At 61.6% G+C, this 22977-nt stretch carries 27 protein-coding genes; 24 read left to right on the plus strand and 3 right to left on the minus strand.

Annotated features, from left to right (window positions below):
* Nucleotides 1-2 precede the first annotated feature (2 nt).
* The 13 genes from GYA95_RS05830 to GYA95_RS27775 all read left to right on the plus strand — a co-directional run bounded on the left by GYA95_RS05830 (nucleotide 3) and on the right by GYA95_RS27775 (nucleotide 8178).
* The gene (locus GYA95_RS05830; RefSeq protein ID WP_161551318.1) at nucleotides 3-1100 is read left to right on the plus strand and encodes a DUF2213 domain-containing protein; all 1098 of its coding nucleotides are present in this window, start codon (nucleotides 3-5) and stop codon (nucleotides 1098-1100) included.
* The gene (locus GYA95_RS05835; RefSeq protein WP_161551319.1) at nucleotides 1100-1552 is read left to right on the plus strand and encodes a structural cement protein Gp24; all 453 of its coding nucleotides are present in this window, start codon (nucleotides 1100-1102) and stop codon (nucleotides 1550-1552) included. Before GYA95_RS05830 ends, GYA95_RS05835 begins: the two co-directional genes overlap by 1 nt.
* Nucleotides 1553-1561: 9 nt before the next feature.
* On the plus strand, nucleotides 1562-2491 hold the full coding sequence (locus GYA95_RS05840; RefSeq protein WP_161551320.1) for a DUF2184 domain-containing protein: 930 nt from the start codon (nucleotides 1562-1564) through the stop codon (nucleotides 2489-2491).
* Nucleotides 2492-2500: 9 nt separating this feature from the next.
* The gene (locus GYA95_RS05845; protein WP_161551321.1) at nucleotides 2501-2887 is read left to right on the plus strand and encodes a hypothetical protein; all 387 of its coding nucleotides are present in this window, start codon (nucleotides 2501-2503) and stop codon (nucleotides 2885-2887) included.
* Nucleotides 2888-2928: 41 nt separating this feature from the next.
* Nucleotides 2929-3447, plus strand: coding sequence for a DnaT-like ssDNA-binding protein (locus GYA95_RS05850; RefSeq protein WP_161551322.1), 519 nt, complete (start codon nucleotides 2929-2931; stop codon nucleotides 3445-3447).
* Entirely contained in the window at nucleotides 3444-4475 is a 1032-nt protein-coding gene (locus tag GYA95_RS05855) for a phage minor head protein (RefSeq protein ID WP_161551323.1), read from the plus strand. The genes GYA95_RS05850 and GYA95_RS05855 overlap by 4 nt, the downstream gene beginning before the upstream one ends.
* The gene (locus GYA95_RS05860; RefSeq protein ID WP_161551324.1) at nucleotides 4432-4818 is read left to right on the plus strand and encodes a hypothetical protein; all 387 of its coding nucleotides are present in this window, start codon (nucleotides 4432-4434) and stop codon (nucleotides 4816-4818) included. The genes GYA95_RS05855 and GYA95_RS05860 overlap by 44 nt, the downstream gene beginning before the upstream one ends.
* Nucleotides 4818-5216 (plus strand): HK97 gp10 family phage protein, encoded by a 399-nt coding sequence (locus GYA95_RS05865; protein ID WP_161551325.1) that lies wholly within the window; start codon nucleotides 4818-4820, stop codon nucleotides 5214-5216. The genes GYA95_RS05860 and GYA95_RS05865 overlap by 1 nt, the downstream gene beginning before the upstream one ends.
* On the plus strand, nucleotides 5213-5620 hold the full coding sequence (locus tag GYA95_RS05870; RefSeq protein ID WP_161551326.1) for a phage tail terminator-like protein: 408 nt from the start codon (nucleotides 5213-5215) through the stop codon (nucleotides 5618-5620). Before GYA95_RS05865 ends, GYA95_RS05870 begins: the two co-directional genes overlap by 4 nt.
* 17 nt (nucleotides 5621-5637) lie before the next feature.
* Entirely contained in the window at nucleotides 5638-6105 is a 468-nt protein-coding gene (locus tag GYA95_RS05875; protein ID WP_161551327.1) for a hypothetical protein, read from the plus strand.
* A gap of 74 nt (nucleotides 6106-6179) precedes the next feature.
* Nucleotides 6180-7349: a phage tail tube protein gene (locus GYA95_RS05880; RefSeq protein ID WP_161551328.1), complete on the plus strand. Its 1170-nt coding sequence runs from the start codon at nucleotides 6180-6182 to the stop codon at nucleotides 7347-7349.
* 56 nt (nucleotides 7350-7405) lie between these two features.
* The gene (locus tag GYA95_RS05885) at nucleotides 7406-7921 is read left to right on the plus strand and encodes a hypothetical protein (protein ID WP_065110717.1); all 516 of its coding nucleotides are present in this window, start codon (nucleotides 7406-7408) and stop codon (nucleotides 7919-7921) included.
* A 101-nt stretch (nucleotides 7922-8022) separates the two neighbouring features.
* On the plus strand, nucleotides 8023-8178 hold the full coding sequence (locus GYA95_RS27775; RefSeq protein ID WP_201775115.1) for a hypothetical protein: 156 nt from the start codon (nucleotides 8023-8025) through the stop codon (nucleotides 8176-8178).
* Between the two features lie 85 nt (nucleotides 8179-8263).
* On the opposite strand, the gene GYA95_RS05895 is transcribed toward GYA95_RS27775, so the two are convergent.
* The 3 genes from GYA95_RS05895 to GYA95_RS05905 form a co-directional block, all read right to left on the minus strand.
* Nucleotides 8264-8509, minus strand: coding sequence for a hypothetical protein (locus tag GYA95_RS05895; RefSeq protein WP_039615348.1), 246 nt, complete (start codon nucleotides 8507-8509; stop codon nucleotides 8264-8266).
* A gap of 306 nt (nucleotides 8510-8815) precedes the next feature.
* On the minus strand, nucleotides 8816-10207 hold the full coding sequence (locus GYA95_RS05900) for an ISL3 family transposase (RefSeq protein ID WP_070700455.1): 1392 nt from the start codon (nucleotides 10205-10207) through the stop codon (nucleotides 8816-8818).
* A 159-nt stretch (nucleotides 10208-10366) separates the two neighbouring features.
* Nucleotides 10367-10594, minus strand: coding sequence for a hypothetical protein (locus GYA95_RS05905; protein ID WP_123906748.1), 228 nt, complete (start codon nucleotides 10592-10594; stop codon nucleotides 10367-10369).
* 670 nt (nucleotides 10595-11264) lie between these two features.
* Between GYA95_RS05905 and GYA95_RS05910 the strand changes: the two genes are divergently transcribed.
* From GYA95_RS05910 to GYA95_RS05960, 11 genes are all read left to right on the plus strand, one after another.
* Entirely contained in the window at nucleotides 11265-11576 is a 312-nt protein-coding gene (locus tag GYA95_RS05910; protein WP_039615346.1) for a hypothetical protein, read from the plus strand.
* Between the two features lie 41 nt (nucleotides 11577-11617).
* Nucleotides 11618-14404, plus strand: coding sequence for a phage tail tape measure protein (locus GYA95_RS05915; RefSeq protein ID WP_161551329.1), 2787 nt, complete (start codon nucleotides 11618-11620; stop codon nucleotides 14402-14404).
* A 16-nt stretch (nucleotides 14405-14420) separates the two neighbouring features.
* Nucleotides 14421-15005 carry a hypothetical protein gene (locus tag GYA95_RS05920; RefSeq protein WP_161551330.1) on the plus strand — a complete coding sequence of 195 codons (585 nt, stop codon included), beginning with the start codon at nucleotides 14421-14423 and terminating at the stop codon, nucleotides 15003-15005.
* The gene (locus GYA95_RS05925; RefSeq protein WP_096010339.1) at nucleotides 15005-15607 is read left to right on the plus strand and encodes a hypothetical protein; all 603 of its coding nucleotides are present in this window, start codon (nucleotides 15005-15007) and stop codon (nucleotides 15605-15607) included. The genes GYA95_RS05920 and GYA95_RS05925 overlap by 1 nt, the downstream gene beginning before the upstream one ends.
* A 2-nt stretch (nucleotides 15608-15609) precedes the next feature.
* Complete coding sequence (locus tag GYA95_RS05930; protein ID WP_161551331.1) at nucleotides 15610-16008, plus strand: DUF6950 family protein; 399 nt, start codon at nucleotides 15610-15612, stop codon at nucleotides 16006-16008.
* Nucleotides 16008-19325, plus strand: coding sequence for a phage tail tip fiber protein (locus tag GYA95_RS05935; RefSeq protein ID WP_161551332.1), 3318 nt, complete (start codon nucleotides 16008-16010; stop codon nucleotides 19323-19325). The genes GYA95_RS05930 and GYA95_RS05935 overlap by 1 nt, the downstream gene beginning before the upstream one ends.
* A complete protein-coding gene (locus GYA95_RS05940; RefSeq protein ID WP_102059549.1) occupies nucleotides 19322-20377 on the plus strand; it encodes a hypothetical protein in 1056 nt (351 codons plus the stop codon). The genes GYA95_RS05935 and GYA95_RS05940 overlap by 4 nt, the downstream gene beginning before the upstream one ends.
* 12 nt (nucleotides 20378-20389) lie before the next feature.
* The gene (locus tag GYA95_RS27745) at nucleotides 20390-21190 is read left to right on the plus strand and encodes a hypothetical protein (RefSeq protein ID WP_015271410.1); all 801 of its coding nucleotides are present in this window, start codon (nucleotides 20390-20392) and stop codon (nucleotides 21188-21190) included.
* Nucleotides 21190-21786, plus strand: a complete 597-nt coding sequence (locus GYA95_RS27840; RefSeq protein WP_238841719.1) for a tail fiber assembly protein — start codon at nucleotides 21190-21192, stop codon at nucleotides 21784-21786. The genes GYA95_RS27745 and GYA95_RS27840 overlap by 1 nt, the downstream gene beginning before the upstream one ends.
* 140 nt (nucleotides 21787-21926) lie before the next feature.
* Nucleotides 21927-22415 carry a glycoside hydrolase family 24 protein gene (locus GYA95_RS05955; RefSeq protein WP_161551333.1) on the plus strand — a complete coding sequence of 163 codons (489 nt, stop codon included), beginning with the start codon at nucleotides 21927-21929 and terminating at the stop codon, nucleotides 22413-22415.
* Nucleotides 22412-22927: a DUF2514 family protein gene (locus GYA95_RS05960; RefSeq protein WP_161551334.1), complete on the plus strand. Its 516-nt coding sequence runs from the start codon at nucleotides 22412-22414 to the stop codon at nucleotides 22925-22927. Before GYA95_RS05955 ends, GYA95_RS05960 begins: the two co-directional genes overlap by 4 nt.
* Nucleotides 22928-22977 lie beyond the last annotated feature (50 nt).

A 22977-nucleotide genomic window follows, 5' to 3' on the forward strand; every position in this document is an offset into this window, starting at 1 on the left:
CCATGCACATCACAGACACAGTCAGCCTGGGCGACACCAGGCTGAACGATTCCGGCTACCTGGAAGCTTTTGCGCTCACTGCGCGCACCGGCATTCAGCAGTACCTGGGCGCCGAAGTAGGTCGGCCTGACCTGAAGGTCGTGAACGTCTACCGCGACGAGAAGGAGGTCTTCTCCAAGCGATCGCTGGAGTCGTTCTCCAAGATCCCGATGACCAATGACCACCCGGGCCAGCCGGTCACGGCTGCCAACTGGAAGAAGGTGGCGGTGGGCACGACCGGCGACGAGGTGCTGCGCGACGGCGAGTACCTGAAGATCGGCCTGAAGATCACCGACGGTGACGCCGTAGCCGCGGTGCAAGCCGGCAAGCGCGAACTGAGCGTGGGCTACAGCTGCGAACTGGTTTGGGAGGACGGGGAAGCCCCGGACGGCACCAAGTACCAGGCCAAGCAAACCAACATCATCGCCGACCACATCGCCATCGTTCAGCGCGGGCGGGCCGGCAGCCGGGCAAGCATTGGCGACTCCTGGCCACAACACACCCCAACCCCCGAGGAAAAACCCATGACCCTGAAGACGGTTACCGTCGACGGCATCCCGGTTGAAGTAACCGACCAGGGCGCCGTTGTCATCGCCACCCTGCAAGGCCGCCTGGCCGACGCCGCCACCAAGCTCAGCACCACCGAGGCTGCGCACGCCACTGCAATGGCAGCCAAGGACGCTGACCTGGCCAAGAAGGACGCCGAGATCGATGACCTCAAGTCCAAGCAGATCACCGACGCGCAGATCGACGAGCGCGTGAAGGCCCGAGGCGACCTGATCGCCAAGGCCAAGGCCATCCACGACGGCGATTACGCCGGGAAGAGCGATGCCGAGATCCGCAAGGCCGTGGTCGTCGCCAAGATCGGTGACGCTGCCATCGCCGGCAAGACCGATGCCTACATCGATGCTCGGTTCGACCTGCTGGTCGAGGACGCCGCCAAGGACCCGGTCCGCCAGCACCTGATCAATCAGGACGGCAAACCGCCGAAGCCCAATGACAACGGCCAGCAGGCCTACGAGCAGCGTCTGAACGACGCCTGGAAAGGGGGTGCCAAGTAATGGCCGTTCAAACCAGCTACACCGCGACCATTCGAGCCGGCCTGCCGGGCATGATCGTGGACACGATCCCGAAGACCCTGATCTCCCGCACCGTTGAGGCTGCTGGCGGCCTGGCGTTCGGCGTCCCGGTTATCCAGGGCACTGCCGACAAGGCTGGCCGTGCTGCCACCACCGGCGACACCGCAGCCAAGTTCGTCGGCATCAGCGTCCGCGATCGCTCGGTCAAGGCCGAGGCCAACCAGTACAGCCAGTACGAATCGGCCCGCGTGATGACCAAGGGCGCCATCTGGGTAACCGCTTCCGTGCAGGTAGCCGCTGGTGACCCGGTCTACTTCGTGCCGGCTACCGGCGCCTGGACCAACGTGGCCACCAGCAACGTACTGGTCGCGAACGCCCGTTTCGACACCAGCACCACCGGTGCCAACCAACTCGCTCAAGTCCGCCTGGGCTAAGGAGAAACCATGCGACACATTCAGCTCCTCGATGCTCAGGCCGCCCTGGGCTTCGTGGTCTCCCAGACCTCGTACATCGAGCGTCAGGTGAACGAGATCGTCTATGCGGACATTCAGTATTCGCAGCTGATCCCGGTCGACACCTCGGCTCCCGAATGGATCAAGACCGTCACCTACTACTCGGCCGACAAGGTCGGTAAAGCCGACTGGATCAACGGCAATGCCGATGACATCCCGCTGGCCAGCACCGAGCGCTCGAAGTTCGAGACCCAGATCCACATGGCCGGTATCGGCTATGGCTACGGCCTGGAAGAGATCAGCCAGGCGCAGATGCTCGGCATCAACCTGACCGCTGATGACGCCATGGCGGCCCGCCGGGCCTACGAGGAAATGGTTGACCGCGTTGCCCTGCTGGGTGACTCGTCGAAAGGCTTCTCGGGCCTGTTCAATTTCCCGGGCGTCACCGCTGGCACGGCCGTGACCGGCAACTGGGCTACCGCGACCGCCGACCAGATCCTGGCCGACGTGAACACCGCCCTGACCGTGCAGGCCCAGGGCACGCTGTTCACTGCGTTCTCCGACACCCTGTTGCTGCCGTACAGCAAGTTCCTGTTGCTGGCCACCCGTAAGGTGAACGAGCAGGGCCTGGAGTCGATCCTGACCTACCTGCAGCGCAACAACGTCTACACCGCACAGACCGGTCGCCCGCTGATGATCAAGGGCCTGAACGGCCTGGACACCGCCGGCGCAGGCAACACCGCGCGTATGATCAGCTACCGCCGCGACCCGTCGGTGCTGAAGATGCACATCCCGATGCCTCACCGCTTCCTGCCTGTGTACCAGGCAGGCCCGATCCGCTGGGAAGTGCCGGGCATCTTCCGCCTGGGCGGTGTGGATGTTCGTCGTCCTGCCGAAGTCCGCTACACCGACGGCATCTAAGGGGGTCACATGGCTAAGGTAACCAACACCCATAGCAAGACCCCAATCGGCCTGCCTGACGGCTCCGTGGTTCCTCCTGGCGGCACCATCGACGTGCCGCAGTGGGTCGACTACAGCAAGCGTCAGAATCTGGCCTTCTACGTCGAGTCAGGCGTGCTGGTGGTAGAGGCTGGCGAGCCGGCGGAGCTGACCAAGGAAGAGTTGATGGCCAAGCTGAAAGCTTTGGGCATCGAGGTTGGCGCAAATGCCAAGCCTGAAACCCTGCAGAAGCGCCTGGCAGAAGTCGAGGCCAAGGCCAAGGCTGAAGCCATCGCCAAGCTCAAGGAAAAGGGCATTGAAGTCGGCGACGACGTCACCCTGGAAGAGCTGCAGGCCGAACTGGCCAAGCACCCGTAACAACCCCGGGCGGTTCGCCGCCCACTTATTCGAGAGCGATGATGGCTGACTACTACGGTACCGTGGCGGGCGCAGATTCCTACCACACGGCCCGTGGCAATGCCGCCTGGGCGGCTGCTACTCAGGCCGACAAGGAAGCGGCACTGGCGCGAGCCTCAGCCTACATCGACGGCCTCGGCACCCAGCTGCCTACCACCGGCTGCGTTCTGTCGTTCCCCGGCCGCAAGGTCGGCGGGCGTGACCAGGCGTTGCAATGGCCTCGTTCCGGCGCAACGGACCGAAACGGCGACCCAATCGACGCAGGCTCGGTGCCGCGCGAGGTTGAACAGGCCACCTACGAAGGCGCGCTGCGTGAGCTGGTGAAGCCTGGCAGCCTTAACCCTGACTATGTGGCATCCAAGGCCGTCAAACGCGCCAAGGTAGGTCCTCTAGATACCGAGTTCTTCGGCCCTGAGGATGTCGACGGTCAGCCCAACAAGCCCGTAGTCGGCATCATCAACGACATCCTGGCGCCAATCATGGTGCTGCGGTGCCCGCTGCCAGTAGTGGTGGTCGTGTGAACCAGGCAGAACTCATCCGGCAGATCGAGGGCATGGAGCCAGCGATGGCCAAGGCCTACCTCGACCAGATTCGAGCAACCCTGGACGCGGCCACCATCGCCGAGATCGAGCGCCTCATCGCGACGCGAGACGATTCTGCGCTGGGCGATATGCTCACGGTTGGCGTGTTCGGCGCGCTGATGGAGTTGATCCGGTCGGGCTATATGGCAGGCGCCAAGGCAGAGGTGAGCAGCGTACCGCGCAGCCTGGGCAGGCAGGAGCTGGATGTGAATGCCGAAGGCGCCCAGTCATGGCTGGCGCAGCACATCGCAACCCTGAAGTCACAGATGGCCATGGATCAGGTCGATGGCATCAGCGTTACGGTTGCCTCTGGCCTGGAGGCCGGCAGGAGCCCGCGCCAAATTGCCCTGGACCTGGCCGGTCGTGTGAGCAAGCAAACCGGTCGGCGTACAGGCGGCACGGTTGGGCTGCCTGGCAATTTCTCCCAGTACGTGGCCGATGCCAGAACCCAGCTGCGCAGCGGCGATCCTGAACAGCTGCGCAAGTACCTGACCCGCACCCGCCGCGACAAGCGCTTTGATTCCATGGTCATGCGAGCGCTGAAGGATGGAACGCCGGTAAGCAGTTCTGATGCCGACCGCATCGCAGGGCGTTACGCCGACCGCCTTCTGCAGACCCATGCACAGATGATTGCCCGCACCGAGGCGCTTGAATCGTTCAGCGCTGGCCGGGACCGGGTGTATGAGCAACTGGTCGAGCGCGGGCTGCCGAGGGAAGCCATCGTCAAGGACTGGGAGACCAGGCGAGACGAGAAGGTGCGCAACAGCCACGCCGGCATGCAGGGTCAGACCCGGGCGCTGGGCGAGCCATTCAGCACCAACTCTGGCGCACTCCTGCGGTACCCGGGTGACCGGTCCCTGGGCGCTGGGTGGGACGAAACCGCGAATTGCCGGTGCCAGGCCCGGTACACCATAAGGGCAAACTATGCGCGACGAGATGCAGGAAATCTTCGGGGAGCTATTCGATGACGTCTTCGCGGAGTCGGTAACCGCCTTCACAGGCGAGTACATGGGTCCAGGCGTTTTCGACCCGGTGACCGAGGAAACCACGGCGCAGCCTGTGATCTACGCCGGGCGCGGCGTATTCCATGAGTACGATGAAAAGCGTGTCGACGGGCTGAACATCAAGTTCGGCGACATCCAGCTCATTGCGCTAACCAACGAAGTGGCCGGCCGCCCAGACATCGGCCACCTGGTGGAGACGACCGACAACGTCGGTATTCTCGGCATGCCCGCTAAGGGCTATCGCATCGTTCGCGTGGGCGGTGATCCTGCCGGCGTGCATCATGACCTGCAGCTGAGGAAGGCGTGATGGCCAAGCAAAGAGGAGGGCGCGCTTGGAGCGTGCCGCCGTCGGCGTTCATTGGCGTGGTCGAAGACGCCCTGGCCGATCGGCACCGATCGATCACCCTGGCAATGCTGGGCGAGATCGTACTTCGGGCACCTGTGGATACCGGGCGCTTCCTGGCCAACAACATCGTCAGCATCGGCTCGCCGGTCTTCTATTCCCTTGACGCCTACGACAAGAGCGGTCGGGAGACGGTCGCGAAGGGTGAGAGCGTGCTGTCTGGGCTTGAGCCTTATACCGTCACCTACATCCAGAACAACCTGGTGTACGCCGGGGCGCTCGAGGATGGCCACTCCCGGCAGGCGCCCGCTGGTATCTACGGCATCGCCTTTTACGGCGTGACACAGGCCTACGACAAATGACCTTCGAACAGATCCGGGCCATCGTCACTGGCCGCATGACGCAGTGGGCGGGCATACCCGCATCCGCTGTCGATTACCCGAACAACCCGCAGGGGCCGTTCGACCCGTCCGGCAAAACCATCTGGGCAAGGCTGGCGGACGTTCCAGGCCTGTCCAGCGCGCCAGAGGTCGGCATCGGCCCCTGCGTGCGCCGAACCGGCATCATCATGGTTCAGCTGTTCGTGCCCAGTAACAAGGGCACCCTGGCGATCACCAAGGCCGCGGACACGCTGGTTCAGCACTTCGAGTTCTACAGCGACCCGACCGGGCCATTCGAGTGCTACGCGGCCTCGGCCAGCACCATCGGCGATGACGGCCACGGCTGGTACCAGGTCAACCTGTCCATTCCATACCGGGCCTACTGAGGTCAGCGGGAGAGTCCATGCAGAGAAACAGCAAACCATTCATGGTGGTAGACGGCGTCACCTACATCAACGAGGCCATGATTCGTGATTCAGCTATGAGCGTGAAACTCAGCTCTAAGGCTACGGATGATGCCGGGCGCCCTGTGGTAGAGATGGATTTGTCCAGCGGTTCGATCACCTTGCGGGGCAGGGCAGAAGGCGATGACCAATGCCACCAGGGCATGGCCGGTCAAGTGACCGTCGATGCGGTGCGATGGGCAATAAGTCTAAGTCGTGATGAAAGCGGGCGGTACTTTGCTGCTGGTGTGGGACTTGGAGTCGATCAGGTGCTTCAGGAGCTGAACAGCTGCATCGCTGATTCAAAGCTGGCTGACCCTCTGAAGGAAAAGATCGAGCTTATGGAGGCCGTCAAGGAGGCCGTAGTGAAAGGCGCTCGCGCCGGCTACCAAGCGGCTCTCGAGGAATTCGGTAAGCGCTCCTCCTGAGCCATTCCAAGTTCGCCCATTCAAAGCCCGCCACAAGGCGGTTTTTTTACGCCTATTGATAGGAGAAACACGCCATGTCGAGTGGTGCCAAGGTTGCAACCGCCTGGATTCGTGAAGTCACGCCAGGCACCACCCCGCCAGGCCCCTGGAGCGTGCTGACGCGGACCAGCTTCGGTGTCGGGCCCAGCTACAACACCGCCGAGAACAATGAGATCGGCGAAGACCGCATGTCACAAGGTACCGCCCAGACCACCGTGGACGTGGCAGGCGATGTCGGTACCAAGATGCGCTTTGGCGCGCTGGATGAGTTCATGGCCTCCTGCTTCGGCAAGGATTGGGACAACAACGTCCTGACCATGGGTAACGACCGGATCAGCTTTAGCCTGGGCTACTATGCCGCGGACGTCGGCATCGCCGGCAAGGCCACCGGCGCCCAGGTCGCCACAATGAACATCCAAGTGCCGAATGACGGCGAGATCGAGGTGACCACCAGCTTTGCTGCGACCGGCTGGCAGGACAAGGGCGACAACACCAACTTCATCCTCACGCCGGTGGCCGAAGCATTCCAGCGCCGCTATGGCTTCAAGGACGTCTCCGGCCTCAAGCTCAACGGGGTCCAGGTCGGCGACAACAACGTTTGCGTCGACACCTTCAACCTGCAGTTCGACAATGCCGTCCAGACCCAGCGCTGTATCGGCAACGGAAACCCCTTTGCCGGCAATATCATCCCGACCACCTTCACGCCGTCGGGCAGCATCACGCTGAGCTGGTCGAAGACGGCCTACGAGCTGTGGAAGAAGCAGCAGACCGGCGATGCGATCAGCTTCGAATTCACTCTGGGCAATGCCGACGGCGCCTACGACATCCTAATCCCGGAGATGGAAATCAGCGGCTCCTGGCCGGATGGCGGAGCCACCGACATCATCCAGGTGGAGCTGACCTACACCGCCCGTCGCGTATCGCCGACCATCACCCGCCGTCCGGCGCCTCCAGCGCCAACTGGCGTGACCGTGGCCCCGTCGACCGCCAGCGTGGCCGTTGGTGCTACTACCAACTTGACCGCTACCGTCACCCCGGCTGGCGCGACCCAGACCGTTACCTGGTCCAGCTCCGATGCGAGCAAGGCCACCGTCAGCGCCACCGGCGTCGTGACAGGTGTGGCTGTCGGCACCGCGACCATCACCGCCACCAGCACCGTGGATGGCACCAAAAAAGGCACCGCGGCGATCACTGTCACGGCGTAATCATTGCCCGGCGCGCCCTGCGGTGCGTGTCGGGCCTTTTACCGCAGAGGAAGAACATGGGATTCACTATTGCTCGCAAGCCCGAGATGGACCTCCACGGCCAGCGCTGGGTGGAGTTCGCCCCGGGCGCCAAGATCCTGGTCGGCTCCGCCGCCGACCCCGTATACCGATCGCACCGCGCGCTGATCAACCGGCACTTGGCGGCGATAGACTCCCAGGCCGGCGTCGGCACCAAGCAGTTCAGCGTCGCGCAGATCCCGCAGGTCGAGATCGAGGTGGACGACGAGCTCTACATGGACCTGGTGGCGCACCACCTGATCAAGGACTGGCAGGGCGTCGACGTGGCCGAGCGTCCGGGCGAACCGGCGCCGTACACCCCGGAGCTCGGCAAGGCCCTGATCGAGCAGATGCCGAGCGTCTACTTCCTCGCTCTGCGCACCGGCGTCGATATCGCCAACCGCGTCGAGGAGCGCATCAAGGAATCGGTGGGAAAGCCCTCGCCGTCTACCGATGGGGTCGCGACTGGGCGGGCGAAGAGAACGAGAAAAAGCGCTGGAAACGCGAGCGACTGAGCGGCGTAGGCGCGGTACCGGAGGCCCCAGAGATTGACCCGGTCACTGACCAGCTGCTCGACGCCTACAACGCGATCAGCAGGTCACGGCAGTACGTCGGCATGATGGCCGCGCCGGCGCCGATCACCGCAGGCATGGTGAGCGAGTACCTGGCTAGGCACCCGACCGCCATCGATCGTGACGAGCTCGAGGCAGTGGTGTTCGCTCTGGATGAAGAATTCCGCGCCAACTGGGCGGAGCAGAACAGCAACGACTGACGCGGCCAGGCCGCAGGAGAAATCATGAGCTCAGCCCAAAATTGTTTCCCGGGCCACGAAGACGCCGGGAAACTCCTGTCGTGGGTTACACGTCAGATTTTGAATTCCGCTCTGGGAAAAGGCCTTGAATCAAAGATTCGAGAGGCAGGTGATACGCAGACCGATCTTTGATGATGGATTTGTCAGCTGGCATGGAGGCGATCAGAGTCTTCGCTGTTTCTTCAATCTTGCTGCGCAGCGAAGGGTCCAGAGTTGCCAGGGATGTGCCTATTACCTGAAGTGCAGCGCATACGCCGAGCTCGAAGGGAGTGATTACGCGTTGTTCGCTCATGTTGATCCTCCTAGATCATAACACCCCAGTCCATGGGCTTTCCGGCAACGGACCGGGGCAGTTCGTTGGGAGGCACAACGCTACTACGGCGCCGTGCCGGGCTGGTACTGGCTTTCCGTCCAGGGTGGATGGGTGGACAGGGCGCGGACCTACTGATAGGTGTGCGCCGGCGGCTTCCAGGCTGTGGTAGATTGCCCTCAATTCAAGGAGGGCGCGCTGTGAAACGGTGGATTTTTATGGGTATTCGGGAAAGGGTGTTGTTAGACCCTTTCTGAATACCCCACGGTTGGGTGGTTGAGTGTGTTGTTAGTCGTCCTCGCGGATGGCTCTGGTCTCCGGCTCCGCGTACAGCTGCAAGATGCTGAATATCGGAACGCCGTAATCCACCAGCTCGTCCTCGATGGGCTCGACTGCCATGATTTCCCTGGCCAGGAACGGCGCTAGCCGCTTGGTTTCTGGCGGCTTCACTTTGTGCTCTAGGGTGAACATGATCTTGGCGCGGAACATCTCGAAGCTCAGTCCGCGCGCGTTACGGTTCACGTCGCGCAGATAGCGGTTGATCGACTCGGTTAGCGCGTTGGTGTACCGCTGGGGAATGAACCTGAAGTAGTTGAAGATGTACTCGCCCCAGTTGGTCATCATGGTTGTGACGACCTTCCAGTCCTTCTCTTGCTCAGCGGGGATGCGCTGCCGCCATTCGTCATAGGCTTGCCTGGCTGCATTGTGGGTCTTGCTATTCCAGATGTTGTAGAAGCCTTCCTTGAGGTTGTAGGCGGTGCCTAGCTCGGGGAACTGATCGAACCACGTCTTGATCTTCAGGTGCGCCCAAACGTCCAGGTCACGCCTACGCATCAGCATTAGCTTGCGGTCGCCTTTCAGGGTGCGCTTTTGCGGAACGGTGAGGCCTCGCTTGATCCGCTTTCGTATCTGGTCCATTGCATCGTTGGCGTACCGCACAACGTGGAACTTATCGACGATGACAGTGGCGTTAGGGAACAGCTCTAGCGACACGTCTTTGTACGGATGGAACATGTCCTGGCAGACGATCTGGACCCTGTCCCGGCCGCGCATGTTGGAGATGTAATTATGGATCACGATCTTCTTGCGGTTAGGCAGGACGTCGATGATCGTTCTTTCTTCCAGGTTGATCAGGACGCACCTGTACTCGCCGCCGACAAGTAGTTCATCAATGCCAAGAACACGCGGAAGCATGGGCCTGTATCCAGCCTCCTTTTCGGCGCAGTAGTCGCGCAAGGCCCTGCGCACCACTGATTCATCCACGCCGAGATCGCGCGCCACAGCTGAGTTCGTGCTGGTCATGGCGTGCTTGATGACGTAGGCATGGCAGCGTTTCGTCATGCGGTGCTTCTCGTCGAAATCCAGCAGGGCCGGCGAGAACACTTTGCTGCATGTCTTGCACTTGTACCGTCGACGCATGCCCCAGAGCACCGTGCGCTTGCCCCTGATGGGCAGGTCAACGTACTTGGTCAGCTTCTTGGAGAAACGAATCGACTGGCCGATAGCTCCGCAGGAGGTGCAGAACTCGGGTGCCGGAAACTCAACCTTGAATTGCAGATCGTGTTCATCCTCAAGAAACTCCACGATCTTTACGTTCAATGGGTGCAGAAGGGAAAGCGATTCAGGCACCGGCCGCCCCCTGGGCGGCCAGGGCGTCCCGACTTCCAACAAACTTGCCATCCTCGAACGCCGTCGCAAGTTCGGCGGCAACTCGTTCGCAGGCCTTTCGGTGCCCTATGAATAGCTCTCGCTCTCCATCCCCGGCGCGCACACAGAACGGCCAGAACCCTCTGCCCGTAGGCTCGACCCGATAACGGTCGGCGCCGACTGTCTGCATGTTCACAGCGTAGCTCCTCGCGTTATCCGCTTGAACTCATCAAGAGCGTGCTGGCCAGTCATGATCAGTGACGGAACAGGGACAAGGGCTGCACGGAGCTCGGAGATTTCGTTACGCAGCGAAGCTATCTCGCCGGCCAAATCACTACTACCCCGATTCGCTGTTAAGGCCTCAAGCATCGCTACCTGAGCAGCTGATGGCGGGATTGCGGTTTCCTTGGGGTTTGGCATGACTCTCTCCTGCAATGGGGGTGAGTCTTCATTATAACAACACTTAAAGCCGAAGCTAATGCCAATATGCTTTAAGGCTGCGCTTTGCCTGCAACAACACGTAAAACCGATAACCCATTTTTATAGGGTTGGCCTGCATCGCGGCAACCGGATGCGAGACCGCTAGGGTTTCGCCTGATGCTGCAGTCCAGGTCCAGGCGGATGATGTTTACGCATTCAGCCGCCCAACGACCCCTGATGATGCAAGGATCGTTTTCACTCAAGACGCTGGCGCAATAAGCTGCTTTGGCGCAGGGATGCAAGTTTTCTTGAACGAGAAGCTTGCAGCCGAGACCACGAGCGGGAAATCTGTGACTCTCTATCATCAGCCTGGCCCAGTGCAGCTGGCCATCAAAAACAACATGGGTTGCGCAGGCGGAGACCTGCGAGGCTTACTGCTGGACTTGAAGCCAGGTTATTCATATCAGGTGCGAGGGTATCGCGGCACATGGGACAAGGCCGAGCCGTTGCTCACCACACCGGCTCCTTTTAAGTATCGATGATCGCCGCGTTGCTCAGAGGCAATGAGAGGGCACCTTCGGGTGCCTTTTCGTTTTCCGCTCCGCCTGTGCAGGGTTTTGGCGCTTCCTCCTGATGGTGGTAGATTCTGGCCATCTTTATGGAGGAAGCCATGAATCGAACGCTATTGATCGCCGCCCTTATCTGTCTGCCTTTTTCAGCGCTTGCCGCAAGCGGCGAAGAGACCTGCAAAAAAATATCTGCCATGGCGGGAAAAGCAATGGAGGCGCGCCAGAACGGCGATTTGCTTGAGGACGCCATGTCATCCGTTGGCGACCAAAGCAAATTCTCTGACGCCATGGTGGTAAAGGCGTACACCGCACCTGTCGCGAACAGCTCTGCCGGTAAGAAAAAGCTCGTGTCTGACTTCAGAAACGCGGCCTACGCCGAGTGTTACAAGAACATCATCGAGCCAATGAAATAACAGAACCCGCTCCGGCGGGTTTTTAACCCCCGGAGAAAGGTATGGCGCAGGAATCCCGCCTGGCGGTAACAATCGACTCGCGGGGCGCAAAGCGCAATGCGGACGATCTAACCGGATCTCTTGAGCGCATGGAGCGCGCTGGCGATGCGGCAGCTGCATCTGCTGATGGCGTGAGCAGCAGCCTTGACGATCAACGCAAGGAGCTTTCCCAGCTGCTGGGTCAGATCAACCCAACGGTTGCTGCTCTCGGGCGCCTCGACGACATGCAGGAGAAGCTGGCCAAGTTCAAAAAGGCCGGAATCGTCGAGAGCGACACATTCGTCGAGTACACCCAGCGCATCAACACAATGCGCGACGCGCTTGGCGAATCCGCAGAGAGCATGAACAGGACAGGAATGTCCGCCAAGGCCATGCGCAACAACCTGAATATGCTACCTGCGCAGTTCACCGACATCGCGATCAGCCTTCAAGCAGGCCAGGCCCCATTGACGGTCCTGCTTCAGCAGGGTGGACAGCTCAAAGATATGTTTGGCGGCATCGCCCCAGCAGCCCAGGCCATGGGCGGTTACATCCTTGGCTTGGTGAATCCATTCACTGTTGCTGCCGCTGCCGCCGGCGCGCTGGCCCTGGCCTACTACAAGGGCTCCGAGCAATCGGATGCCCTTCGAAACAGCCTGATTCTGACAGGCAACTTCTCCAAGGCGTCCGAGGCGCAATTGATCAGCTTGGCGGAGTCAGCCGACCAGGTAACGGGGACGTTCGGTCAGGCCGCCGGAGCCTTGGCGCAATTGACCGCCGCAGGCGAGAACACAACCGGGAATTTTAAGCTGATCACGACCACAGCCGTCGAGATGCAGCGAGTCACTGGTAAGGCTATAGAAGAAACGGTTGCCGAGTTCATCAAGCTCGGCAAGGATCCGGTCGCGGGCATTGTCGAACTGGACGAGAAATACCGATTCCTGACCGCGTCGGTGTATGCCCAAATCAAGGCCCTGTCGGATCAGGGTAAAGCCGTGGCTGCTGCCGACTTGGCGGAGCGCACCTACGCCGAGGCGATGGGGCAGCGCACCTCCAAGATCCGCGAGAACCTGGGTCTGATCGAGCGCGGCTGGCTCAACATCAAGGACGCCGCCAATGAGGTTCTCGATGCCTTCGCCAGCATTGGCAGGAGAAGTGCCGAGAGCGAAGAGTCGGCGATCAAGAAGCTTCAGCAGGAATTGGCATATCGGAATAGCTTGCTCAATACGGGCTATGAAGATGATACGACCAGATCTCGCATAGCTGAGATTGAACAAGAACTGAGCAAGCGGCAGGAAATCCTCAGGGTTAACCAGAAAACGCTGGAAGAAGAGGAGAGGCGCCGACGGGTTCAGGAGGAAGGCCGCAAGGGCCTGGACGCGCTTGACGCCAGCTATAAGAGCGCCCTGACCCAGACTCAGCGACTGAATAAAGACCTCGCCGATCTCGACAAGGCAAAGGCGAAAGCTGTTGAGGCTGGCGTTTTCACTGCCGCTGAGGAAGCAAAATACGCCACAGCCCGGAAGAACATCGAGCAGGAAATCGCGGACATCAAAACCCGCGAGGCGAAGAAGAACGCGCCGAAGAACGTCAATCGAGGCGTTGCCGAGGCGGAAAATACCTTCGCTCGCCTGTATGGCCAGTACGACCCAGCAGCCCAGGCCGCCCGTGCCCTGACCAAGGAGCAGCAGCAGCTGGACCTGGCCTTCCAGAAGGGCAAGATCAGCCAGGAGGAGTACGGCAAGGCGCTGGCGCAGGCCTCGACGAACTACGCCGCGGCGATCAAGGGCGCCCAGGGCTTGACCCAGGCCGAGCAGTACCGCGCCCAGATGGAGCGGCAGCTGGCTACCCAGCGCATGGAGTACGCTGCGCAGGCTGATGCCGTGGGTATGGGCCAGAAGGATGCAACCCGCATGCAAGAGCGCCTGAGGATCGAGCAGGACACCAACAACCGCATCCTTCAGTTGCAGACCGAGCTGGCCAACGCCCAGGGCGAGAAGCAGCGGCAGGACCTGCAGGCGCAGATCGACATCGAACGGGAGTTTCTTCAGAAGCGTGTCGCTGCTCAGCGCGAGGGATGGTCCCAGATCGACCAAGCCCAGGCCGACTGGAGCAACGGCGCCCGCGGCGCCTTCCAGGACTACATGGACAGTGCCAGGGACGTTGCGGGGCAGACTCGCAACCTGTTCAGCAACGCCTTCGGCAACATGGAAGACGCCGTGGTCAACTTCGTGAAGACCGGCAAGCTGTCTTTCAAGGACTTCGCTGACCAGGTAGTGGCCGACCTCATTCGGATTCAGGTGCGCCAAGCGGCCGCCGGCTTCCTTGGCTCTGCCCTAGGATTCCTAGGCGGAGGAGGGGGAGCAGCGGCTGCAGGCAGTGGCACCATGACCGGTTTCAGCGAGACGATCTCGCGGTCTGGCTTTGCGGCTGGCGGCTATACCGGAGACGGCGGAAAGTTTGAACCGAAGGGTGTTGTCCACGGCGGTGAGTACGTGGTCCGTAAGGAGGTTGTCAGCCAGCCCGGAATGCGCGACCACCTCGATCGGCTCAACAGGAAGGGGTATGCCAGTGGCGGTTATGTCGAGCCAGCAGCGATTGCAACACAGTCTTCCTCGGTGCTCCCTGCAAACCAGACTGGACTACCCCCTATCGTTCAGCACATCAGCGTTCAAGGCACAGCCGACGACGCAACCCTAGCCCGCATCCAACAGGCAGCCCAGAAGGGCGCTCAGGATGGCTACAACCTGGTGCTGCGCGACTTCAAGATGAACGGGCCGGCGCGGCAGCTGATCGCCCGCAACCGATAGCAAGAAGGAGTACTGCATGGCTATCCAATGGCCGGCATCGCTGCACCCGTCTGAAATGACGTGGGGCTTAGTCAACAACAGCCGCGCCTTCACCTCGACGCTCTCGAACGCCCAGCAGATCGTCGGGCAGCCGGGCGCGTACTGGCAGTGCACCCTGACGTTTGGTCTGCTTACCCGGGAGCAGGAGCGCGAGCTGTCGGCGTTTCTCGGGCGCCTGGACGGGCTGTTCGGCACGTTCAACCTGCCGGCGTTCACCCGAACCCGGAAGGTGAGCGTGGGAAGCCTCACCGTCGTGTCAGGCGTGGCGCAGGCCAGGGCTATCACGGTGGCCGGTGCCGCCGCGAACACCCCGGTTTTCGCCGTGGGGGATTACCTCACGGTGGCCGGTGAGATGTTCGAAGTGGTTGAACCTGCTACCTCCAACGCCCAAGGCCAGGCCATCGTGTCGGTCAACAAGCGCATCCGCAAATCGCTGGTCGCCGGGACGCCGGTCGAATACCTCAACCCCTACGCCGAATGCCGCATGACCCAGGATACCTGGAACATGACGGTGAGGCCGGTGGTGGCCAGTGGCAGCTACCAGTTCAGGGAGGCCTTCTGATGCCCTCGACGTTCCCATTCAGCCAGAGCGTGGTCGATATCATCGCCACCGGCAAATTCCTCAGCGTGTACGCCTGCCAGCTCGACTTCGAAGACGGCCCGGTGTACGCACACACGGGTACCGGTGATCTGGTGATCGGCGGCATCACGTATCTGGGGGTAGGGCAGTTCGGCGAGGTCGGGCAGTCGCAGGAAAGCGACAACTCGAACTCGCCCATGTCGATCGACCTGGCTCTCACTGGCCTGGACAGCTACATCATCACCGAGACCAACATCCGGGGATGCCGCGGGCGCTCGGGCAAGCTCATGTTTGTGGTGTTCGACGAGCAGGGCAACTACGCCGCCGACATCCTGTTCTCCGGCCGCATGGACGCCGCCACCTTTTCCTACGCTGGCAATGGCGAAGACGGCAACAAGATCACCGTCCCGATCGTTGATCGGATGGCCGAGTGGAGTCGCACCGGCACCGAGCGGTTCACCGACGAGAACCATCGGGCCCGCCACCAGGGCGACCGGTTCTTCTACGCCATCGCCCAGATGTCCGAATGGCCCATCTACTGGGGATCCAAGAAGGACGCCCCGACGTTCACCTACGAGAAATAGCCATGCGCTACCGAGACTGGACCACACGCCTCAGTGAAGTGATCAAGGCCGCCTTAGAGCGGCCTTTTTCATGGGGCGAATTTGACTGCTGCCTGTTCGCGGCGGACTGCGCGGTAGCGGTGTGCGGTACCGACCCGGCTGAGGCGTACCGCGGCACCTACAAGACCGAGGCCGGGGCGAAGCGGGCGCTGAAGAAGCGGCACGGCAGCCTCGAGGCGGCGTGGGATGCCTGCTTCGCCCGTGTGGCGCCGGCATTCATCCAGCGTGGCGACATCGCCATGTACGAAGCGCCCGGCGGACGGTCGATGGCCGTGTATTGGGCAAACGAATTCTGGGCGACCACTGTCGACGGGGTCGCCCGCGTGGTGTGCGATCCGCTTGCAGTCTGGAGAGTTGAATAATGTCCGGTGGCGTCAGGAAGATTGCTCAGGTAGCTGTTGGTGCGGTGATTGGCTTCATCCAGGGCGGCCCGGTGGGGGCGGCTATCGGCGCCGGCATGGCCTTCTATATGGCCGAGCAGCAGGAGAAGCTGAACACCAAGTCGCCACTGCGTGACAACGAGCCTTCGGCGCAGACCGTCCGCTCGTCCAAGGCACCCGCGCGCTTCATCCTTGGCCGCGTCAGTACCGGTGGGGTGCTGGTCTGGGCGCAGGAGCAGACCGGCGACCAAACTGATGGCGAGTGGCTGCACCTGGTTTACGTCCTCTGCGAGGGGCCGGTCGACGCCTTGGAAAACATCTACCTTGGCGAGGAGGATATCGCCACCTACGGCGAGCACGCCACCTATGAACTGGTCGTCAACCCGACGCAGGTGAACGCCTTCCTCAAGGCCAACTGCCCGGACTGGAAGGATGAGCAGATCGGCCGCGGGCTGTCGTTCGTGCGCCTGTCACTCAAGTACAGCGCCGAGAAGTTCCCGTCGGGAATCCCCGACGCGCGCTTCATTGTCCGTGGCCGCAACGACATCTACGACCCGCGCAGCGGCATGGCGGTGTACACCGAGAACACGGCGCTGCACATCCTCTGGTTCCTGCGCAACCGCTGCGGCGTGCCGGACGATGAGATAGTGTTCGAGACGTTCGCCAGTGGTGCCAACATCTGCGACGAGTCGGTCGCCAACCCTGACAACACGATCAGCCCTCGCTACCGCAGCAGTTGCGTGATTGGCGCCGACGAGCAGCGCACGAATGTGCTGCAGAAGCTCGAGGCCTCCTGCGGTGGCCGAACCATTCGTGTCGGTGGCCGCTGGATGTTCCAGGCCGGGGCCTACTACGGCCCCTACGACTACGAGATCACCGAAGACATGGTGGTCGGCACCATCACCGGCAGCACCGAGCCGACCAACGACGCCGCGATCAACACGGTGCGCGGCACCTTCGTCGATACCTCGCAATCGTGGACGGAGACCGACTATCCCGAGGTCTCCGTTGCCGAATGGGTGATCGTGGACGGCGGCGAGGCAGCTGAAACGCTGTCTTTCTCCTATGTCACTGACGCCTACCAGGCCCAGCGCCTGGCGAACATCGAGCTGCGCCGCCGGCGCGCGGGCGGCACCATCAGTATTCCCATGAACTTCCTGGGCTACAACTGCCGGCCGGGCCGCGCCGTGCGCGTGAACCTGCCGTCGCTGAACATCCTGGGCGAATTCATCGTAACCAACTGGAGCATGGGCGCAGACCAAGGGTGCACCGCCCAGCTGCAGCAGTACGACGCAGCGCAGTTCGACGATGCCGTGGGTCAGCCGTACAACCCTATTGGCTTCATCGACCTGCCGACCGGTGGCCTGGGCAGCCCTACCAACCTGTCCTGGGTGCCCGACGAGACTGCAGAAGTGACCCAGGGCGTGCTTAGCTGGACGCAGCCCGCGGGAATTGTCACAGGGTATGCGGTCACCATCCGTCAGGGCGGCACTGCGGTGCAGGCCCAGCAGGTGCCCGAGACGACTCTGCAGTTGCCGCTGTCCGGCCTGCCGTCTGGCAGCTACACGATGAGCGTGGCTGCCCTGGGCCCGCTGACCCGCTCCGGCGAAGCCAGTATCACCGTGAACATTGACGGGCCGCCAATTCCCGAGGCGTGCACGGTTCAGTCCACCATCGACACGATTACCCTGTTCCCGAGCAACGTCCAGCACGGGCTGAACGGCGGCACCTACGAGTATTTCTTCTCTACTGAGCCTCAGGCCACGCAGGGTGATTACCTTGGTCAGGGCCTCACCCTGACGCACACCGGACTGGCATTTGCTACTAACTATGCCTATTTCGTGCGCTCGAAGAACGCCTACGGAGTCAGCGCCTTCCTGAAAGTAGTGGCTTCCACATCGAATGATGTCACTGCTTTTCTCGCGGCACTGGCTGGCAAGATCGGCAAGAGCGAGCTTGGCCAGGAGCTCTTGAAGGAAATCGAATTGATTTCCGGTGATGGGCCCGGCTCGGTAAACGATCGGCTGGAAGAGGCCACACAGGAACTGATCGACCGCATTGACCAGCTAACCGACGCTCTGGCTTACGACCCGGAGAGTGCCTACACGAAGGGTGACGTGGTGCGCCTGGGCCAGCGGCTGTTTCAGGCCATCGCCGATGTTCCGGTCGGCGTCACGCCGCCAAACGCCAGCTACTGGGCAGACATCGGAACCATCCTCGAAACGGCCAATGCGCTGGCGCTGCAAGTGCAGCAGAACACCACCGATATCAGTGACCTAGACGGCAAGGTGACGGCTTCGGCCAGCCAGCTGCAGGCCCTGCAGGCAGCCTGGCGCGATGACGACGGAGAAGGCGAGCTCGCAGACGCCATGAAAGGCTGGGATTCCACCGCCCGATTTGCTGATGAAGTGCGCGTTCGCGCTACCCAGAACGAAGCCACCGTTACTCGACTGACCACGCTGGACGCTCAGGTCGCCGGTAATAAGGCTGGGATCAGCAACCTTGAGCAAGTGGTTGCTACGAACGAGCAGGCGACGGCCAGCAGGCTGAGCCAGCTGAAGACAGAGGTCGACGGCAACGCCTCGCATATCCAGGAGGTGAGCGAGTCCCTATCCGATACGGATCAGGCGCTTGCTTCGCTACGCACCTCGGTCGAGTCGGTGTATACGGCTGGCCGTGGGGACAGCGGGGAGGGTGATCTCACGGGGGCTCTGGATGCCTGGCAGACCAAGGCCAAGATCGCCACCGAGGTGCGCACGCTCGCCGATGCCGACCAGGCGCTGGCGCGCAAGTCGGACACCTTGGAGGCATCCATCAGCCAGACCGCCGCCTCGGTCCAGCAGGTAAGCGAAGCCGTGGTCGGTGTTGATGGAAGGGTCCGAGCCCAGACCACCATCAAGGCACAGACCATTGTCGGCGGCAGAAAGGTGATGGCTGGCCTTTCGGTCGGTACCGATGGTGAAACGTCGGAGATCTTGGCCTTCGCACAGCGGTTCGGCGTGGTTGACGAGGTCAGTGGCCAGCTGATCCTGCCCTTCGTGGTTCAGGGCGGCCAGGTCTTCATCAACTCCGCCGTGATCAACACGGCGTTCATCCAGCAGATCGTGGCCGGTATGACCATCAGGTCGGCCGCGCTCAACTCGCAAGGCTTGCCGCTGCTGGAGATCAACTTCGCAGCCGGCACCTTCACGCTCCGTGGCCAGGATGCCAACGGCTCGACGCTGCTGAACAACGGCGGCTTGTACGTGTACGACGCTAACGGCATCGAGCGAACTGCGGTAGGGAGGATGACCCAATGACCGACGTGTACGGCCTTCGGACGCGAGATGCGTCTGGGGCCATCACCCTGGACACGACCATTACGCCGATCCGCTCTCTAAAGATGATACAGGTTGTCGGCAACAACGCCTTCGACCAGTACATCGCCATACCGGAGATCCAGGCGGCGTCCTTTGTTGTGGTTGATGCGCTGTTTGACGGCGGTGACTACACCTGGAGCCCGCCCGCTTGGGCAACTGCTGGGCAGCTGCAGCTGCGACAGCCCCGCACCAGCACCTGGCAGGTGATGATCCTGTCGCAAGGTGGCGAGCCTTTTTCTGCCGCGGGCAGCTACGGCATAAGGGCAGCGAACAACAATATTCGCACCCAGATAGATGCTACCAACAGAGTGCTCAGTGTCCGGTACAACGGACGCATGAATATCGGATTTCAGGGTCCGGGCAGCGCGAATCAGATCCAGTACGGCAATGTGACATTTCCTCAGCCTGTCACGACTTATGAGCGCCCGATGATCTTCCTGAATGCCGACAACTACATGATGGTGGGGAGCTTCTTCGTCACCGGGTCTCCCGGCAACTGGACCGGGTTCCGCATCAAGGCCTACAACAACCAGGCGGCTCACGGAACCACCGCGCTGTATCCGATGATGATCAACTGGTTTTGCGCAAGCTACATGACGCCGAACACGCCTGTGGATGCGTACGGAGCATCAGTGCGGGATGCAGCGGGTAACCGAACTTTCGTCACATCCGCGAACCTGGCCTTGCTCAACAGCCAACCAGCAAACAACTCGTTCGCGACAGCAGGAACACCCATCACCGGGGCCGGTTACTACGCCTCGCCGGCGCAGATGGCATGGACCGGAAATTATGCCGACTACGTCCTCGCGAATGCCCTTTTCTCTGCAACCAACGTTGGTCAAACCACCCAGCCATTCAGGGCGAATTACGGCGGGTTTCTTCCTGGAAGACGGGACGTGCTGCAGATGTACTGCGAAAACTTCGACGGCATAAACGCGCTCAGCGTCAACGGCCGGACCCTCTTCGCATCTCGACCAATGAAACCTCTTTAAAAGGAACCAAGCATGCCATGGTATAGAACGGGCACGGTTGCGATCACGGCCGGTCAGACTACGGTTACGGGAACCAACACCAACTTCTCTGCCAATGCCCGAGTTGGTGACGCTTTTCAAGGGCCTGACGGGCGCTGGTATGAAGTTACCAACATTGCCAGCGGCACGGTGCTGAGCATTTTGCCTGCCTACCAGGGCTCGACCGTAGCCGGTGGCACATATGGCCTCGCCCCGATGCAAGGCTATGTGAAGGAGTCTGCCGACCGCCTGCGTCAGATCGTCGACCAATGGGGTTCCACCTTGGCCGGCCTGGGCTCCGTCTCGACCGAGAACGTAGTCCCCGTGGCAAAAGGGGGGACCGGCGGCACTACCGCCGCAGCGGCCCGTGCCGGACTGAACCTGGGTTCAGCGGCAGTCGCTGCGATTGTTGGCGAACTTAGCCAAACAGGTGGCGTACCCACCGGCGCGCTGATGCAGCAGGTCACCAACTCCGTGGGCACCTACTGGAAGTTTGCATGCGGGCTCATGATTTCCAGTCAGAAAGTGAGCATTGCCAATGGCGCAGTATCGTGGGCGACTGGCACTGGCGTTCGATATGTGAACATCACCGCCGGCTTGCCGGTAGCGTTCGTCTCTCCACCAGACCTGTATGGCCAGTTCTATGAGTCAGATATTTCGGCTCGCTCCGCCTGGATCACACATCTGTCGGCAAGTAGCGGCTCGGCATTGAATGCATGGTTCGGTGCGGGGCCGGCTACAACCGGATCGGGTGCGTTCTCTTTCAATGTCCTTGCAGTGGGAAGGTGGTTCTGATGATTATCAAGCTTGTTCCTATCGGCTCTCCAGAATCGCTCTCGATTGCTCGTAATGGAGAATCGCTGTCAATCAACGGCAAAATCTTCGATTTCGCTGCCGTGTCTGAGGGCGCAACACTTCCAGGTCAGGCTGTTGCTTCGCCCTGGCTTCTCGGGCCTGTAGAGCGTATCGGTGGCAGCCTGACGCTCACTTTGATCCTGCCGCATGCCGATGACGCGCCTCAAAGCGTCAGGTTTCCAAGCGACATTGTGAGCCCGCCGGATGGTCAGATTTTGCTGCCTGGGCAGAACTCCGAAGTCCTGGGACAGGAAGCCCCGGGCGTTGTGGATTGGTCGCAGCTTGTTACTGCCGAGATGAAGGCGGAAACCGCTGCAGCGCAGCTGCTGCTGGCCGCCGTTACTGAAACGGGTCGCCTGCGAAAGATCGCTGACGACGCCATCGCCCCGCTGCAGGACGCCGTAGAGCTGGGCCGCGCCGATCAAGCCAAGCAGGACCAGCTCAAGGCCTGGAAGAACTACCGCCTCGACCTGGTCGAAGTGCCCGAGCAGGACGGCTACCCAGCGATCATCGATTGGCCAGCGCCGCCGGCCTGACCCGCACCGAAACCACCGACCGCCGCCCGGCGGTATTTTTTTGCCTGGAGAAAACTGAATGCCCATCAACGAGCAGCAACTGCTTCAGATACTCCCCAATGCCCGCCCAGTTGCGGGCATTTTTTTTGCCTGGAGAAACCATGTCCAGACTCACCGAAACCCAGGCCGGAGGCGCGAACGTGCTCCGGTTTCTGGACCTGATCGCTTTCTCTGAAGGCACCTCGACCGTCAGGGCGAGCGACGACGGATACAACGTGCTGTACGGCGGCGGACTGTTCCAAGGCTACGCGGACCACCCGCGGCGTAAGCTGACATTCCCCATCAACGGAAAGCCTGTGACCAGCACGGCAGCCGGCCGGTACCAGTTGCTCGAGCGTTACTGGGATGCATACCGGGTCAGCCTGCGCTTGGCTGGCGGGTTCACGCCGGAGAACCAGGACCGCATCGCGCTGCAGCAGATCCGCGAACGCAAGGCCCTGGACGATATCAAGGCCGGCCGCATCCAGCAGGCTATCGCTAAGTGCTCGAACATCTGGGCGTCGCTGCCAGGCAACACCTACGGGCAGAACCCGCATCGCCTGGACAAGCTGCTAGGGCGCTGGGTCGAGCTTGGCGGGGTGCTGGCGTGAACTGGCTCGGCGCGGTACCGGCCTGGTGCTGGTGGCTGATCGCCCTGGTGCTTGTCGCCGGGGGCCAGCAGTACCGGGTGGTGGTTGCCCAAGGCGAAACCGGCGCCGCCCGGATCGAGTTGGCCGACTACCGCCTGCAGGTGGCTGAGCGTGACCGGCGCGCTGCCGCCAAGACCAGAACAGAGGAACAACGCCGCCAAGCCGCGGCGGACGAGGAGGGTGAGAGTGCACGCAAGAAACTGGAGCTGGCCCAAGGCCGCGCCGCTACTGCTGAGTCTGCTGCTGACGGGCTGCGCGGCGAGATCGCCAGACTGCGGGACGGCCACCGAGCCACCTGCGATACCATCGCTGCCCAGCAGCGCCAGGCAGGAACCTCTGCCGTCGTGGTGCTCGGGGGATTGCTTGAAGAGTCTGACCGAATGGCGGGAGACCTCGCAGCGGCGCTTGAGAGAAGCCGAATAGCTGGGCTGGCCTGTGAGGCGGTGGTCGACAGGATGAAGTCGACCCGCTGACCGGCAGTTGCCCGGTGAGCGCTTTGATGGCTACGATACTGTATCTATAT

This window comes from Pseudomonas asiatica (genome assembly GCF_009932335.1).
In the GTDB taxonomy this organism is placed as follows: Bacteria; Pseudomonadota; Gammaproteobacteria; order Pseudomonadales; family Pseudomonadaceae; genus Aquipseudomonas; species Aquipseudomonas asiatica.

What these genes read in the sequence shown, in the direction of transcription:
- GYA95_RS05830 (WP_161551318.1), top strand. Translation starts at nt 3, where the DNA reads ATGCACATCACAGACACAGTCAGCCTGGGCGACACCAGGCTGAACGAT.
- GYA95_RS05835 (WP_161551319.1), top strand. Translation starts at nt 1,100, where the DNA reads ATGGCCGTTCAAACCAGCTACACCGCGACCATTCGAGCCGGCCTGCCG.
- GYA95_RS05840 (WP_161551320.1), top strand. Translation starts at nt 1,562, where the DNA reads ATGCGACACATTCAGCTCCTCGATGCTCAGGCCGCCCTGGGCTTCGTG.
- GYA95_RS05845 (WP_161551321.1), top strand. Translation starts at nt 2,501, where the DNA reads ATGGCTAAGGTAACCAACACCCATAGCAAGACCCCAATCGGCCTGCCT.
- GYA95_RS05850 (WP_161551322.1), top strand. Translation starts at nt 2,929, where the DNA reads ATGGCTGACTACTACGGTACCGTGGCGGGCGCAGATTCCTACCACACG.
- GYA95_RS05860 (WP_161551324.1), top strand. Translation starts at nt 4,432, where the DNA reads ATGCGCGACGAGATGCAGGAAATCTTCGGGGAGCTATTCGATGACGTC.
- GYA95_RS05865 (WP_161551325.1), top strand. Translation starts at nt 4,818, where the DNA reads ATGGCCAAGCAAAGAGGAGGGCGCGCTTGGAGCGTGCCGCCGTCGGCG.
- GYA95_RS05870 (WP_161551326.1), top strand. Translation starts at nt 5,213, where the DNA reads ATGACCTTCGAACAGATCCGGGCCATCGTCACTGGCCGCATGACGCAG.
- GYA95_RS05875 (WP_161551327.1), top strand. Translation starts at nt 5,638, where the DNA reads ATGCAGAGAAACAGCAAACCATTCATGGTGGTAGACGGCGTCACCTAC.
- GYA95_RS05880 (WP_161551328.1), top strand. Translation starts at nt 6,180, where the DNA reads ATGTCGAGTGGTGCCAAGGTTGCAACCGCCTGGATTCGTGAAGTCACG.
- GYA95_RS05885 (WP_065110717.1), top strand. Translation starts at nt 7,406, where the DNA reads ATGGGATTCACTATTGCTCGCAAGCCCGAGATGGACCTCCACGGCCAG.
- GYA95_RS27775 (WP_201775115.1), top strand. Translation starts at nt 8,023, where the DNA reads ATGATGGCCGCGCCGGCGCCGATCACCGCAGGCATGGTGAGCGAGTAC.
- GYA95_RS05895 (WP_039615348.1), bottom strand. Translation starts at nt 8,509, where the DNA reads ATGAGCGAACAACGCGTAATCACTCCCTTCGAGCTCGGCGTATGCGCT.
- GYA95_RS05900 (WP_070700455.1), bottom strand. Translation starts at nt 10,207, where the DNA reads ATGGCAAGTTTGTTGGAAGTCGGGACGCCCTGGCCGCCCAGGGGGCGG.
- GYA95_RS05905 (WP_123906748.1), bottom strand. Translation starts at nt 10,594, where the DNA reads ATGCCAAACCCCAAGGAAACCGCAATCCCGCCATCAGCTGCTCAGGTA.
- GYA95_RS05910 (WP_039615346.1), top strand. Translation starts at nt 11,265, where the DNA reads ATGAATCGAACGCTATTGATCGCCGCCCTTATCTGTCTGCCTTTTTCA.
- GYA95_RS05915 (WP_161551329.1), top strand. Translation starts at nt 11,618, where the DNA reads ATGGCGCAGGAATCCCGCCTGGCGGTAACAATCGACTCGCGGGGCGCA.
- GYA95_RS05920 (WP_161551330.1), top strand. Translation starts at nt 14,421, where the DNA reads ATGGCTATCCAATGGCCGGCATCGCTGCACCCGTCTGAAATGACGTGG.
- GYA95_RS05925 (WP_096010339.1), top strand. Translation starts at nt 15,005, where the DNA reads ATGCCCTCGACGTTCCCATTCAGCCAGAGCGTGGTCGATATCATCGCC.
- GYA95_RS05930 (WP_161551331.1), top strand. Translation starts at nt 15,610, where the DNA reads ATGCGCTACCGAGACTGGACCACACGCCTCAGTGAAGTGATCAAGGCC.
- GYA95_RS05935 (WP_161551332.1), top strand. Translation starts at nt 16,008, where the DNA reads ATGTCCGGTGGCGTCAGGAAGATTGCTCAGGTAGCTGTTGGTGCGGTG.
- GYA95_RS05940 (WP_102059549.1), top strand. Translation starts at nt 19,322, where the DNA reads ATGACCGACGTGTACGGCCTTCGGACGCGAGATGCGTCTGGGGCCATC.
- GYA95_RS27745 (WP_015271410.1), top strand. Translation starts at nt 20,390, where the DNA reads ATGCCATGGTATAGAACGGGCACGGTTGCGATCACGGCCGGTCAGACT.
- GYA95_RS27840 (WP_238841719.1), top strand. Translation starts at nt 21,190, where the DNA reads ATGATTATCAAGCTTGTTCCTATCGGCTCTCCAGAATCGCTCTCGATT.
- GYA95_RS05955 (WP_161551333.1), top strand. Translation starts at nt 21,927, where the DNA reads ATGTCCAGACTCACCGAAACCCAGGCCGGAGGCGCGAACGTGCTCCGG.